This is a genomic window from Shinella sp. 1A1 (assembly GCF_055379515.1).
In genome coordinates this window covers 456964-471702 of the sequence record NZ_AP039672.1, presented here as the reverse complement: position 1 = coordinate 471702, position 14739 = coordinate 456964, and the positions used below count along the sequence as shown (strand labels likewise).

The window sequence follows — 14739 nt, the reverse complement described above, 5'->3', positions numbered from 1 at the left end:
GTGACGCTCATCATGACCAGGGGGCAAGGCATATGAACACCATCTCGCGCGCACGGCTGATCTCCACCACGGCGCTTGCGGCTCTTGGCATCGCGGTGGCGGCGGGCGAACCGGCCGCCGCCCAGGAGGCTGAGGGAACGACGACGCTCGAAGCGGTCGTCGTCACGGGCACCAAGCGCCCGCAGGACGACGCCTCCCTGCCCGTCGCAACGACGATCCTCGGCCCGGAAAACGTGAAACCCTCTTCGCTCGATCCGGTCGGCGACGTCGCCCGCCAAACGCCGGGCACGAATTTCATGGATTTCGGCCGCTTCGGCGAAAGCTACATGACCATGCGCGGTCTCTCGACGCTCGGCTCGGCGATGAACTCGCTCGACAGCGTGATCGGCCTTTCCGTCGATGGCGTCCCGACGACGCTCTCGGCGATCGGCGCGCCCTTCCTCGATGTCGAGCAGGTCGAGGTGCTGCGCGGCCCGCAGGGCACGACCTTCGGCCGCAACGCCTTCGCCGGCGCGATCAATGTGGTGAGCAAGCCCGCCGACGGGACGAAGGAGACCATCGTCAGCACCGAGATCGGTTCCGATGGCCATGCCTTCATCGAGGGCACGACGGGCGGCTGGCTGATCGACGACCTCGTTGCCGGCCGCGCGACGCTGCGTTTCCAGAAGTTCGATGGCGACATTCCGAACCCGATCACCGGCAAGGACGAGGGCGGCGCGAAGCTCGGCGCGGCGCGCGGCACGCTGCGCATCACGCCGGACGATTCGTTCACCATCGACATCACCGGCGGCTTTTCCAAGGACACCCGGCACAACTCCGCCTTCCTCCTGCTGGAATCGCCCGACTTCCCGATCAGCGGCGCGGACACCACGCCGGTCAACCGCCAGCAGATCGCGCACGGTTCGATCAAGCTCACCAAGGAATTCGAGCCCTTCATCCTGACCGCGACGACGAGCTACCAGGACATCAAGCTGCACAATACCGGCGACTTCACCGACGCCTTCATCTTCTCCAACGCCACCGGCCTGCCGCCGTCCTTCTTCAACGACCCCAACGCGCAGAAGGTGGTCTTCGACGACCACGAGCGCATCTTCAACCAGGAGGTCCGCCTCAACTCGCATGAAGACGCGGCCGTGCAATGGGTCGTCGGCGCGAACTATTTCAAATCGGACTTCACGACCCATCGCGTGCAGGATGTCGGCAGCTACTCGCCGACGCTGAACGGCACCTTCGACAACGCCATCGACAGCGAGACGATCGCGGCCTTCGCCGACGCGGCGGTGCCGCTCGACGAGCGCTTCACCCTTTCGGGCGGCCTGCGCCTTGCCCACGACAGGCAGACGCTCGACGCCAACTATGTCTCCAACGGCTTTCCCGGCACCATCCCGGCCTTCGCGCAGGACAATTCATTCAGCGACACCTACCTGACCGGCCGCATGGCGCTCTCCTACAAATGGAACGACCGCGCCATGAGCTATGCCTCCGTGGCGCGCGGCTATTCTTCCGGCGGCTTCGAGAAGACGACGGCCTATGCCGGCTTCGGCCTGCCCTCGACCCCCTTCCTGCCGGCAACGTCATGGACCTACGAGATCGGCACCAAGGCCGAACTGACCGATGCCATCCGCGTCAGCGGCGCGATCTTCTACAACGATGTGAAGGACGGCCAGCTCACGGGCTTCGATCCGGGAACCTTGCTGCCCTTCATGACGAACCAGGCCTTCCAGAGCTACGGCGTGGAAGCGAACGTGACCACCACGGTCGCCGACGGGCTGGATTTCACGGTGGGCGGCGCGCTCATCAATTCCCGCCTCGTCGACGTCACGCCGCAATCGGCGCTCGCGGGGGCGTTGGAGGGCAACAAGGTGCCGCAGGTGCCCGGCTTCTCCGCCAATCTCGGCGTCACCTACCGCACGGAGGCCGATGCGCTCGGCTTTGCCGGCGAATTCTTCGTCGGCGCCAACTACCAGTATGTCGGCACCCGCTATTCGGACATCCAGAACAGCGCGAAGATGGCGGCCTACCACATCGTCAATGCGGAACTCGGCTGGGAGAAGGACAATCTGAAGGTCTACGCCTTCGGACGAAACCTGCTCGACGAGCGCCCGCTCTCCTACGCCTTCACCTACGCGCCGGGAACGACGGCCGCCTATATCGGCCGCGGCCGCGTCATCGGCCTGGGGGCGACGATCAAGTGGTAGGCAGCGCCGCAGCATTCTCGCGCAGCCCGGTCTTGCCGGCCGGGCCGCATCTTTCCGTTCTCTTGCGGGGCCGCTGATGGGTGCGCGTTTCCAGCGGACGATGATGAAGGCTCTTGGAGCCACCGATCACGTTATGACGGTGGTTTCGGCCACGAACCTCACGCCCGGCTTCCGCCGCATCCGCTTTTCCGCCCCGACCATGATCGACGGGCGCGAGACGCCGACGGCAAGCTATGTCCGCCTCTGGGCGCCCGATCCCGACGATCCGGCCAAGGTGCATCAGCGTGGCTATACGCTGGTCGACCCGGACCCGGCGCGTGGCGAGGTCAGCTTCGATTTCGTGCTGCACGAGCCGATGGGGCCGGCCTCCGCCTGGGCGGCGGCGGCAAGGCCCGGCGACACGATCAACGCGTCCTACTACATGTTCCACAAGTTCGAGCCGCCGGAAGACCCGGAAGGCTACCTGCTGATGGGCGATCCCGCGGCCATTCCCGCCATCAACGGCATTCTCGCCGTGCTGCCGCCGGACGCCGCCGTCGTCGTCATCCTGCAGGCCCATCTGCCGGCCGACAGGGACATTCCCGTCACCTTCCATCCGGGCGCCGAGGTGATCTGGACCGGCGAAGGCACCGGCGCGCTCGCCGCCGCCGTGCCCGCCCGCGACTGGTCGAACTGGTATGCCTGGATTGCCGCGGAAAACGCCGCGATCAAGGAGCTGCGCGCGAACCTCAACCGCGTGCACGGCTTCCCGCTCGCCGACATCAAGCACGCCGCCTACTGGATCCGCGGCAAGGCGATGCGCCTGCGCAAGGAAGCGGGCGAAGAGGCGGCGGCACCCGCTCCGCCACCGCCCGCCGCGCCCCCTCGGAAGGCCGCGCCGCGCTGGCGCTCGCAGCGCGGACAGGAACTGCTCGCCTCGCTGCGCTGGAAGCTGCGCGCCGCCGGTGCCCTGCAGGCCGTCATCTCGCTGATGCAGCTCGCCCCGCTGGTGCTGCTGGCGGAGCTCGGCCGCCGGCTGCTGGCGGGCGATGCCGGCCGGGAAACGCTGACGCCGCTGATCCTGTGGGCGCTCGGCCTTTTCGGCGGTGCCGCCCTGCTCTCGACCGTGCTGATGTTCTGGCTACATGCCGTGGATGCCCGCTTCGGCCATGAGCTGCGCCGCTCGATCGTCGCCAAGCTCGCCCGCCTGCCTCTCGGCTGGTTCACCGACCGCAATGCCGCCAGCGTGCACCAGGCGGTGCAGGAGGATGCCGGGCGGTTGCATTACATGGTCACCCATGCCGTGCCCGACGTCGTTGCCGGCATCGTCACGCCGCTCGCGGTCATCGTCTATCTCTTCACCGTGGATGCGGCGCTCGCCGGCCTGCTCTTCCTGCCGCTCATCGCCTTCGTCGCCCTCTTCGCCCACATGATGCGCGGCGTCGCCGACAAGCTGGTGGAACATGCCGACTGGACCAGGCGCGCCAATGCCGCGGCCAGCGCCTTCATCGAAGCCTTGCCCGTCGTGCGCGTCTTCGGCGGCGACGGCAGGGCGTTGCGCACGGTGCTGAACGGCCAGGCGGCCTTTCTCAACGGCTGGCAGCGCCCGATGGCCGGCCGCAAGGTCGCCTCGCAGCTTGCGATCCAGCCGCCGGCCTTCCTACTGCTCATCACGGCGGCCGGCTGCTGGCGCATCCTCTCCGGCGCCATGGCGCCCGCCGATCTCCTGCCCTTCCTCTTCCTCGGCACCGCCTTCGGCACGCAGATCACCGCCGTCATGTACGGCTTCGTGCCGATGCGCGAGGCGAAGCAGGCGGCAAGCCGCATCGGCACGCTGCTGGAGGAGCCGGAACTCGACAGAAGCCGCTCGCTGCGCGCCCTCTCGCCGGGTCCCCTCGGCCTGCGCTTCAAGAATGTCAGCTTCAGCTACCGGCCGCGCAAGCCGGTGCTCGAAGGCATCGACCTCGTGCTCGCGCCCGGCACGTTGACGGCGCTGGTGGGTCCGAGCGGCGCGGGCAAGTCCACCCTTGCCGGCCTGCCGGGCCGTTTCCACGATGTGACGGGCGGCGCGATCCGGCTGATCGCGGGCGAGACGGAAATCGACATTCGCGACGTCAACCCGCAGGTTCTCCAACGCACCGTCGGCTTCGTCTTCCAGGATGTACGCCTGATCAGGGGAACGCTCCGGGACAACATCGCGCTCGCCCGCCCCGAGGCAAGCCAGGGCGAAATCGAGACGGCCGCCCGCGCCGCCCATATCCACGAGCGCATCGCGGAGGCGCCGAAAGGCTATGACAGCATTCTCAGCGAGGATATCCAGCTCTCTGGCGGCGAGGCGCAGCGCCTTTCCATCGCCCGCGCGCTGATCGCCGATCCGCCGGTCCTCGTGCTCGACGAGGCCACCGCCTTCGCCGATCCGGAATCCGAACATCTGGTGCAGCAGGCGCTGGGCTCGCTCATCGGCAGGCGCACGGTCCTCGTCGTCGCACACCGGCTGCACACCGTGGTGCATGCCGACCGTATCGTCGTCATGGATCGCGGCCGCATCGTGCAGCAGGGCCGCCATGCGGCGCTGATCGCCGAGCCCGGCCTCTACCGCGACCTCTGGCAGGCCGGCGAAAGGAAAGCCTCGTGATCATCTCTGCCCTTCTGCCGCCGCAAACCCGCCCGCGCCTCGCGCCCTTTGCCGTTCTCGTCGTCGTCGCGGCCGCATTGCGCGCGACATCCGCCCTCGCGCTCGTGCCGCTGCTCGGCGCGCTGTTCTCGCCGGTTCCGCAGGATGCGCTTGCCTGGCTCGGCCTGCTTGCCGCAAGCGTCGCGGCCGGCTGGGCGCTCGAGCGCTTTCTGGTGATCCGCACCTTCGATCTCGGCTTTGCCATGATGACGTCGATGAACGCCCGTCTCGTCGATCATCTCCTCGCCGTGCCGATCGGCTGGTTCGGCGCCACGCAGCGATCGCAGGCCAAACGCGCGCTCGCCGGCGCCGTGCCGGAGCTCTTCGCAAGCTCGGTCAACCTGGCGACACAGGCCTCCATCGCCGCCACCCTGCCCTTCGCCATCGCCATCGGCCTTTTCTTCGTCGCCTGGCCGCTCGGCCTTGCGGCGCTTGCCGCGGCACCGCTGCTGCTCGGCGCCCTCCTTCTCGGCGGGCGGCTGATGCGCCGCGCCGAGGCCGATTTCGCCGCCGCCTCCAGCGAGGCCGCCGAGCGCACGGAGGAATTCGCCCGCGCCCAGATCGTGCTGCGCGCCGCCGGCCGCACCGGCATGGAGGGAACGCCACTCGGAGCAGCCATCGACGCGCAGAAATCCAAAGGACTGCGCGTCCTGTGGTTCGCCCTGCCCGGCATGCTCCTCTTCTCGCTCGCCATGCAGGCGACGCTCATCGCGATGGTGGCCGTCCTGGCGTTCCTCTATATGGACGGCGCCGTCGATGCCGCCCGCACGGTGGCGCTGATCGTCGTGGTCCTCCGCTTTCTTGAGCCGCTGAATACCCTCTCGGAGCTTTTTCCCGCGCTCGAATCCACGCATGCCGCCGCCGGGCGAACCCTCGCCGTGCTCCACGTTCCGGCCCAGCCGGTCCCCGCGCAGGACAGCACGCCCGGCACCCCGGACATCGAATTCCGCGACGTGCATTTCAACATCGACGGCACGCCGATCCTCGACGGGGTTACCTTCACGGTCCCGGCCGGCAGGATGACCGCGCTGGTCGGCCCGTCCGGCTCCGGCAAGAGCACGATCCTCACGTTGATCGCCCGCCTGCACGACGTTTCCGCCGGAGAAATCCGCGTCGCAGGCCACGACGTGCGCGCCTATGAGCCCGCGACCCTGATGGACCAGCTCTCCGTCGTCTTCCAGAATGTGCAGCTCTTTGAGGGCGGCATTGCCGAAAACATCCGCCTCGCCCGCCCCGAGGCCGATGAAGCGGCGCTGCGCGCGGCGGCAGCGGCAGCCTGCGTCGACGAGATCGTCGAGCGTCTTGGCGGCTGGGACGCGCCGGTCGGCGAAGGCGGCAATAACCTTTCCGGCGGCGAGCGCCAGCGCGTCAGCATCGCCCGTGCGCTGCTCAAGAACGCGCCGATCCTGCTGCTCGACGAGGCGACGAGCGGCCTCGACACGCTGAACGAAGTCGCCGTCGCCACCGCCCTCACCCGCTTCGGCCACCACACCGCCCTCGTCGTCGCACATCGCATCGAGACCATCGCGAAGGCCGACCACATCCTCTTCGTGGAACACGGCCGCATCGTCGAGGCAGGCAGCCGCGACGACCTGATCGCCGCCGGAGGCCGCTTCGCTACCTACTGGAACAGCCGCCGCCAGGCGAGAGACTGGGCGTTCGCATAGGCCGGGCAATGTCTGCGAACGGCACGGCCGGACCGAACCGGTTTAGACAGGATACCCCGCGAAGGCCCTTAAAGCCGAATGCGCTTGCCTTCGGGATCGTAGGCGCAACGGTCCACCGCCGTTGCCCTGCTGCGGCGACCGAACGCCTCGACCTCGATCTCCCGCAATGCCATATCCTCCCCCTTGAGATAGCCGAAGACGAGCGGGGCGCCGATGGTGTGGCCGAAGTCGCCGCTGGTGGTCATTCCCAGGATACGGCCGTTCGCCAGCATCGCCTCGCCGCCATAGACCGGCAGGGGATCGTCGAGCCTGAAACAGGCGAGCTTTCGCGCGAGACCACGCTCCTTCTGCGCCGCGATGGCATCGCGGCCCTGGAAATCCCCCTTCTTCATCGATAGCGCAAAGCCCAACCCGGCCTCCAGCGGCGTGTCGTCGGGCGTGATGTCGGCGCCCCAGTAAAGGTAGCGTTTCTCCATGCGCAGGCTGGAAATCGCCTTGTACCCCACATTGGCGATACCCAGCGGCGTTCCCGCTTCGCGCAGGACCTCATAGACATAGGCAAGATACTCGCTCGGCACATGCAGTTCCCAGCCAAGCTCGCCGACATAGGTCACGCGGGCAGCGAAGACCGGCGCCCATCCGATCCGGATCTCACGGCATGTCATGTAGGCAAAGGCAGCATCCGATACATCGTGCTCGGTGACGGCGGCTAGGACATCGCGCGCCAGCGGCCCGCAGAGATTGATGACCCCATAGGCGCCCGTCACGTCCTGCATGGTCACGGATCCGTCGCGGGGCATGTGGCGGCGGATCCAGTCTCCGTCACGCGTGCCGAAGGCGGAGCCCGTGACGACATGGAAGCGGCTTTCCCCCCGCCGCATGATGGTCAGGTCGGCTTCGATGCCGCCACGCGTGTTGAGCATCTGCGTATAGACGACGGCGTCCTCGCGACGATCGACATTCGCGGCCGCCAGCCATTGCAGGAAAGCAAGGGCTCCCGGCCCCGAAATCTCGAACTTGGAGAAGGATGACTGATCGATCAGCGCGACGCGCTCGCGGACCGCCCGGTGCTCCCGGCCGATCACCTCGGCGTGGGGCGCCCGCTCGAAAGTCTCCAGCGGCGGCCTGTTCTCGCCGGGCGCCAGGAAATAGTTGGGCCGCTCCCAGCCGAACTTGGCGCCATTGACGGCGCCTTCGGCTGTCAGTGCCTGATAGAGGGGCGAACGCCGCAATGGCCGGCAGGCCGAGCGCTCCTCCTCCGGCCACGCAATCGCATAATATTTGGAATAGGCCTCGATGGCGCTGTCGCGCAGATAGGCGAGCCCGCCATGCGGGTGGCCGAAGCGACGCAGGTCGAAGGCCCACAGATCCATGCCCGGATCGCCCTCCAGAATCCAGTTCGCCATGGCGCGGCCGGCTCCGCCCGAGGCGGCAATCCCGGATGTAAAGCCGCAGGCCACAAAGAAGTTCTCGAAGCCGCCGGCAAGGCCCATGACCGGTTCGCCATCCGCCGAAATGGGGATGGGGCCATTGACCACGGAGCGCACACCAAGCTCGCCGAGCAGCGGGATACGGTTCGAAGCGCCTTCGATCACCTCGGCGATGCGCTCCAGATCGTCCGCAAACAGTTCCTGGCCGAAATCCAGCGGCAGCTTGCCGAGCCCGTAGGCGGCCCGCGTCTGTTTCTCCCAGCCGCCGATCGCCATCGCGCCCGGCTCCGGCTTGACGTAGAAATTGGCGTCCGGGTCCCGCAAGGTCGGCAGGTCATCCGGCACCTTCGGCGACTTCTCGGTCACGAAATATTCATGCTCGACCACGGTGACCGGCAGATCGATGCCCGCCAGTTCGCCGAGCTGCCGCGCCCAGAGCCCGGCGGCGTTGACGACGATCTCGCAGCCGACATCGCCTTCGGCCGTTTTTACCGCCGTGATACGCCGGTCCCGGATCGTGAAGCCGGTGACGGCGACGCCCTCGACGATGCGCAAGCCGCCTGCCCGGGCTCCCTTCGCATAGGCATGGGTCAGCGAATAGGGATCCACATGGCCATCGGAGGCGATCCAGGTCGCGCCGCGCAAGCCTTTCGTATCGACCAGGGGAAAGAGGCGCTTGACCTCGTCCGGACCGACGAGCTCCATGTCGAAACCATAACTTCTTGCGGCCGTATGCGCCCGCTTCAACTCCTCCCAGCGGGCATCGGATGCGGCAAGCCGAAGGCTGCCGACATTCTTCCAGCCGACATCCTGCCCGGTCTCCGCACCGATCCTGGCGCACAGGTCGGCGCTGTATTGCATCAGCCGCGTCAGGTTCACCTTGCTGCGCAACTGCCCCATGAGACCGGCGGCATGCCAGGTGGAGCCCGCCGTCAGCGCACGCTTTTCCAGGAGCAGGACGTCCTTCTCGCCCGCCTTGGCGAGGTGATAGGCGATGCTGGTGCCGATGGCGCCGCCGCCGACGATGACGATACGGGCGTGAGATGGAAGCTTTGACATATCCGTCTTTCCGAAGCCGACCCGCACTGCGCGTGGTCCCGTTGAATTCCCGGCAGCGGGCAAGCCGCCACCTTGTTGTCGATGATCGAGAGCGCGGGCGGGAGCGTCAGGCGCTCATCCGCCCGACATACCAGCGCACATAGCGGTCGACATTCGCCTCCTTGTCCGGCGCATAGGGGCCCGGCTCGAAGCTGGGCGAGGTGACGCCGCGCCACTGGCGGCGGCAGATATCCCAGTCCTCGGACATGACCTGATGATGGAAGGCGGCAATCGCCTCGGGATCGTAATCGCGCCCTTCCACGGCGTTTTCATCCACCAGCCAATATGCCCGCACGATGGTCCGGGTTGGCGATACCGGCGTGATGCGCACGGTATGCGCATAGTCGGAATTGGCATGGCACCAGAAATTGATGTTGGTGTTGGCGCGGGCCGTTCCCATGTCGGGGTCGGTGAAACCGGCCATCAACACCTTGCAGACGAGCTGGCCGTCCGGGCTTTCCGTCACCATGCCCTTGCGGACCGGGGTCCGGTTGGCGCGGAACCATTCCGCCGTGTTGTTGGACGAGGTGTTGACGCGCGCGACGTCGAGGCCGGCCCTTTCCCAGCGCCGGCGACACTCGCCCAGGCGCTCGGCGATCTCCCCCTTCAGAGCGGGATTGTCGTTCTCCGTATCATACTGCACGGAGACATAGCCGTGATGGTTGCCCTCGCAATGGTAACATTCGCGGTTGTTCTCCACGACGATCTTCCAGTTCACATCCAGATCGTAGTCGCGGATCAGGGCGACCTTCGCCCGCGTCATGCCCTGGGATGCGAGAACCGGCGAAAGATGGTCGCGCAGTTCATGAAACGGGGACGGCGTCTCGTACAGGTTGACGAAGATCAGCCCGTCGAATTCCCCCACATGCGCCGGCTTCAGGCCATGCGCTTCCTTGTCGAACCCTTCTCCCATCATCGGCGCGCCGATCAGCCGGCCATCGTGCCCGTAAGTCCAGGCATGATAGGGACAAACCAGGCGGGCAGCTCTGCCCTTTTCCTTCGTGCAGACGAGGGAGCCGCGGTGACGGCAGATATTGTGGTGGGCGTGCAGCCCGCCGTCCTGATCGCGGACGACGACGACCGGCACACCTCCAACGTCCAGCGTCAGGTAATCGCCCCGCCCGGCAACCTCGATGGAGTGACCGGCAAAGAACCAGCTGTTGCGGAAAATGCGGCGCTGCTCCTCGGCGAATATCTCCGGATCGGTATAGAACGAGCCCGGAAGGCCGTGGCCCGGTCGATACGTATTCAGACAGTGAACGTTCATGGCGATTTCTCCAAAGGCCGGATTGAAGCCATTGGAGACATTGTTGCCTGCGCGCGCAAACGCGATTACCTTGGGGAAAGCTTAAGTATTTCTAATGGTGTCATGTCTCCCCTGCGCCCCTCGCTGAACTGGCTTCGCGCGTTCGAGGCCGCCGCCCGTCTCGGCAGTTTCGCCGCCGCCGCCGCGGCATTGAATGTCACGCCCTCGGCCGTCTCGCAGCACATTCGGGCGCTTGAACTGAGGCTCGGCAAGCCCCTCTTCGAGCGCCACGCCAATGGCGTGCGGCTCACCGACCGGGGCCGGCGATATGCCGAGGATCTGGGCCAGGCCTTCGACATGATCGACGAGGCGACCAGCAGGTTCGCCGGACGGAACGCGCGCGACCTGCTGGTCGTGCACGTGCCGACATCCTTCGCCAGCCAGTGGATCGCGCCCCGCCTCGACCTCTTCCGCGCAAGGCATCCCGACATAGACCTCAGGCTGACGGCGCTCGACCAGGGCGAGGACAAGGTCGATGCGACGATTGCCTTCGGCGCGGGCCAATGGCCGAAATGCGAAGCCACCCGGTTGCTTGCGGACGAGGCCTTCCCCGTCTGCAGCCCGGCCTATGCCGAGGCGCTGGCCGTTCCCGAGGACCTCAGGGGCCGTGACCTGCTGCATGTTCCCGGTTATGCCGAGGAATGGGACACCTGGCTTGCGCATGCCGGGGTCAGAGGCGTCGACACCTCGTCGGGTTCGTTCTTCGACCAGTCGATCATGGCGATCCGCGCGGCCGTCGAGGGCAAGGGTGTCCTGCTTGGCCGCGCCGCGCTGGTGGAGCGGGAACTGGCCAGCGGGCTGCTGGTGGAGCCGTTTCGCGCCCGGCTTCCGGCCGCCGGTTCCTATTGGCTGCTCGTTTCGCAGCGCAAGGCGAAGCTGCCGAAAGTAGCGGCCTTTCGCGATTGGCTCATCGACGTCACCACTACAACTGCTTGAAACCAGGACCTATTCCTGTGCCAGTCTCCGGGCCGTCGCGAAGAAGGCCTGGATCGCCTTGCCGTTGCGGCGGTCCTTCAGGCAGATCAGCTTCTCGTGCATCGTCAGCGGCTGGCCTTCGAGCGCGATCTTGACCAGCCTCGGATCGTTGTCGAACTCGGCTTGCGAGACCATGCCGACACCGACGCCGGCGGCGACGATACGCCGGACGGCTTCGCGCCCCTCGGCCTCTATGGCGCAGCGAAGGGCGATGCCTTCCGCTGCGGCGAGCTTTTCCACCATCAGCCGGGTCCGCGACCCCTCTTCCCGCATGACCAGCGGCCACACACTCAACGCCTGCAGCGACAGGCTCGCATGCCCCGCCAGCGGATGGGACCGCGCGACGAACAGCACGACCGGCGAGACATTGAGCGACAGAACCTCGAAGGGCCGCTCGTCGGTAAGTTCCCCGAGGACACCGATGTCCACGTCATAAGCGAGCAGGTCCTCGACGATGCTGCTGGAATTGCCGCCGACGATCCTGATCTGGATGCCGGGAAACCGCTGCCGGTAGACCGTGAGCACATCCAATATGTGATCTACCGAATCGGCGGCGATGCGCAGCACGCCCGCGCGCAGCGAGCGTTCCTCCTGCAACACGTCGAGCGCCTCGCCTTCCGCGTCGAACAGGCGGCGCGTCGCCGCCAGCAGCCGCGTGCCCGCCGGGGTCAGCGTGAGCTGCCGGCGTTTGCGCACGAAAAGCGGAACGTCGTATTCCTCCTCGAGCCAGCGCACCTGGTCGGAAATGGCGGGCTGGGTGAGGGAGAGGTCGCGCGCCGCCTGGGAAAAGCTCCCGGCAAGGGCGACATGGTGGAAAGCCCGAAGCTGGACATAGCGCATGGCGGATGAAGGCCTTTCGTGGAGGCCGCAGTATCGATGAATTCTTCATTGCTGTCGAGAATATCGATTTTATCTGCAAACCGAACGATGCGATAGCTCTCCTGTCGCAGGCAGACGGATCGGAGATAGCGATGAAGACTACGGCATCCACGCTGGTTCACACGGAAGGCGAGGCCAATACATCCGCCGCACGCGGGGCCTGGAATGCGCGCCTCGGGGACGGGCGGACGCAGGACCTCGTCTCGCGCGACGCCGCCGCCTTCCTGCACCAGAGCCTTTCCAGCCCCTGCCTCAGCGCCATCGCAAAGGCGGAAGGCATCTGGATCGAAGACACCGCCGGCCGGCGCTACATGGATTTCCATGGCAACAGCGTGCACCATATCGGCTACGGCCATCCGCGGCTGAGGCAGGCGATCAAGGAGCAGATCGACACACTCAGCTTCGCACCGCGCCGCTTCACCTGCGAGCCGGCGGTCGAGCTGGCGGAAACGCTTGGCCGGCTGGCGCCCGGCGATCTCGGCAAGGTGCTGTTCACGACGGGCGGCTCCGATGCGATCGAGGTCGCGCTGCGGCTCGCCCGCGCCGCGACCGGGCGCTTCAAGACCCTTTCCTTCTGGGACGCCTTCCACGGCGCGGGCTTCGGTGCGTCGAGCGTCGGCGGCGAGGCGACCTTCCGCTCGGGCATCGCCGGGCCGCTCCTGCCGGGGGCCGAGCATGTCGCGCCCTGGGCAAGCCGCCGCTGCGCCTACGGCCAGGACGATCTCGAACGCTCCGCCAAGGCCTGCGCCAGCATGATCTCCTATGTGCTTGGCCGTGAGGGCGATTTCGCCGCGCTGGTCGCCGAGCCGATGCGCGCGACGCCCAATCCGCCGGCGCCGGGCTTCTGGAAGGCGGTGCGCGAGGCCTGCGACCGGCACGGGACCTTGCTGATCTTCGACGAGATTCCGACGGGCCTCGGCAAGACCGGCCGTTTCTTCGCCTGCGAGCATGACGAGGTCGTGCCCGACATCCTCGTGCTCGGCAAGGCGCTCGGCGGCGGCGTGCTGCCGATTGCCGGCATCGTCGCCCGGCGGGACCTCGACGTGGCGGGTGACTATGCCATCGGCCACTACACCCATGAAAAGAACCCGGTGACGACCCGCGCGGCGCTCACGACGATCTCCATCATCCGCGAGGAAGGGCTTGCCGAGCGGGCCGCCGAACTCGGCGCCTATGCGATGGAGCGGCTTCGCACCTTCGCGGAGCGCTGCCCCGCCATCGGCGACGTGCGCGGGCGCGGCCTGCTCTTCGGCGTCGAGCTCGTATCCGACCGCGCGGATTTCACGCCGGACAACGGGCTCGCCGAACGGGCCTATTACCGCTGCCTGGAGGCGGGGCTGAGCCTGAAGATCAGCCAGGGCAACGTCATGACGCTCTCCCCGCCCATGGTGATCGGGCGCGAGGATCTCGACCGGGCGCTCACCATCGTCGAAGCGGCAATCCACGCGGGATGAGGAGGACGGAATGCAACGAAGCACGGGAGAATACCCTATGAAAGCCGTCCGTACGGACCGGGAACTCGAATGCCCCGACATCGACGCCGGCCTGCGGGCACGGGGCGTCGACCTCGTCACCCTGCCGGCCGACATCCCGCAGGAGGAACTGATGCGGGAGGTGGCGGAGGCCGATCTCCTCCTGATGTGCTATACGCCGATCACCGCGCCCGTCATCGCCGCGGCGCGGCGGCTGAAGGGCATCGTCAAATATGGCGTCGGCATCGACGCCATCGACATACCGGCGGCCATGGCGCGGGGCATTCCCGTCGTCAACGTGCCGGATTATGCGCAGGAGACCGTGGCCGAGGCGGCCTTCGCCCTGATGATCGCCCTTGCCAGGCGCCTGCCCGAGATCGGCCGGGCGATGGAGCGCGACGGCTGGCTCTGGCCGGAACCCCGCTGGCTCGGCCGCGATATCGCGGGCGCGACGGTGGGGCTGATCGGCATGGGCAAGATCGGCCGCAGCATGGCGCGCATGGCATCTGCCGGCTTCCGGGCACGGGTCCTCGGCTTCGATCCGCATGTCGAGGCGTCCGTCATGGCCGGCCATGGCGTGGAGAAGGCGGACGACCTGCATGCCATGCTGCGGCAATGCGATTTCGTCTCGCTGCACATGGCGCTCAGCCCGTCGACGCGCCATATGATCGACCGCGCGGCGCTTGCCTGCATGAAGCCGTCGGCAGTGCTGGTCAACGTCTCGCGCGGGGCCCTGGTCGACGAGACGGCACTGGTCGAGGCCATGCTGGCCGGCCGTCTCGGCGGCGTCGGGCTGGACGTCTACGAGGAGGAGCCGCTGGCGAAGACAGGGCATACGCTGAGCCCGCTCTTCGGTCGCCCGGACGCGATCCTCCTTCCGCATCTGGCGTTCTTCACCGCTGAGGCGATGCAGCGCCTCAGCGGTGATACGCTGGCGCGATGTTTCGAGATCCTGGACGGAAGGCCCGTCGAGATCCGCTCACACGATCCGCGCCTGCGGGCGCAGGAAAGCAATGTGCGGTTCGCCTGAAGGAAAGGCGGGGTGGCGCGCACCCCGCCCG

9 protein-coding genes are annotated in these 14739 nt (G+C 67.1%); 6 read left to right on the top strand and 3 right to left on the bottom strand.

Going from position 1 to position 14739, the window contains the following annotated elements; genetic code table 11:
- The first annotated feature begins 32 nt into the window (after nt 1-32).
- The 3 genes from ACZ48C_RS18885 to ACZ48C_RS18875 all read left to right on the top strand — a co-directional run bounded on the left by ACZ48C_RS18885 (nt 33) and on the right by ACZ48C_RS18875 (nt 6518).
- Nucleotides 33-2198, top strand: coding sequence for a TonB-dependent receptor (locus tag ACZ48C_RS18885; protein WP_464783644.1), 2166 nt, complete (start codon nt 33-35; stop codon nt 2196-2198).
- 76 nt (nt 2199-2274) lie between these two features.
- Entirely contained in the window at nt 2275-4812 is a 2538-nt protein-coding gene (locus tag ACZ48C_RS18880) for an ABC transporter ATP-binding protein/permease (protein ID WP_464783643.1), read from the top strand.
- Nucleotides 4809-6518, top strand: coding sequence for an ABC transporter ATP-binding protein (locus ACZ48C_RS18875; protein ID WP_464783642.1), 1710 nt, complete (start codon nt 4809-4811; stop codon nt 6516-6518). The genes ACZ48C_RS18880 and ACZ48C_RS18875 overlap by 4 nt, the downstream gene beginning before the upstream one ends.
- Before the next feature lie 68 nt (nt 6519-6586).
- Here the strand turns inward: ACZ48C_RS18875 and ACZ48C_RS18870 are convergent, their stop codons facing one another.
- Both ACZ48C_RS18870 and ACZ48C_RS18865 read right to left on the bottom strand, forming a co-directional pair.
- Entirely contained in the window at nt 6587-9007 is a 2421-nt protein-coding gene (locus tag ACZ48C_RS18870; RefSeq protein WP_464783641.1) for a GcvT family protein, read from the bottom strand.
- Nucleotides 9008-9113: 106 nt separating this feature from the next.
- Nucleotides 9114-10313, bottom strand: a complete 1200-nt coding sequence (locus ACZ48C_RS18865) for an aromatic ring-hydroxylating oxygenase subunit alpha (RefSeq protein WP_464783640.1) — start codon at nt 10311-10313, stop codon at nt 9114-9116.
- 102 nt (nt 10314-10415) lie between these two features.
- On the opposite strand from ACZ48C_RS18865, the gene gcvA reads away from it, so the two are divergent.
- Entirely contained in the window at nt 10416-11288 is an 873-nt protein-coding gene (gene gcvA / locus ACZ48C_RS18860) for a transcriptional regulator GcvA (protein WP_464783639.1), read from the top strand.
- 9 nt (nt 11289-11297) lie between these two features.
- On the opposite strand, the gene ACZ48C_RS18855 is transcribed toward gcvA, so the two are convergent.
- Nucleotides 11298-12167: a LysR substrate-binding domain-containing protein gene (locus ACZ48C_RS18855; protein ID WP_464783638.1), complete on the bottom strand. Its 870-nt coding sequence runs from the start codon at nt 12165-12167 to the stop codon at nt 11298-11300.
- 131 nt (nt 12168-12298) lie between these two features.
- On the opposite strand from ACZ48C_RS18855, the gene pbfA reads away from it, so the two are divergent.
- The gene (pbfA, locus tag ACZ48C_RS18850; protein ID WP_464783637.1) at nt 12299-13660 is read left to right on the top strand and encodes a (R)-1-hydroxy-2-aminoethylphosphonate ammonia-lyase; all 1362 of its coding nucleotides are present in this window, start codon (nt 12299-12301) and stop codon (nt 13658-13660) included.
- Nucleotides 13661-13697: 37 nt separating this feature from the next.
- Nucleotides 13698-14708 (top strand): 2-hydroxyacid dehydrogenase, encoded by a 1011-nt coding sequence (locus ACZ48C_RS18845; RefSeq protein WP_464783636.1) that lies wholly within the window; start codon nt 13698-13700, stop codon nt 14706-14708.
- The last annotated feature ends 31 nt before the right edge of the window (nt 14709-14739 follow it).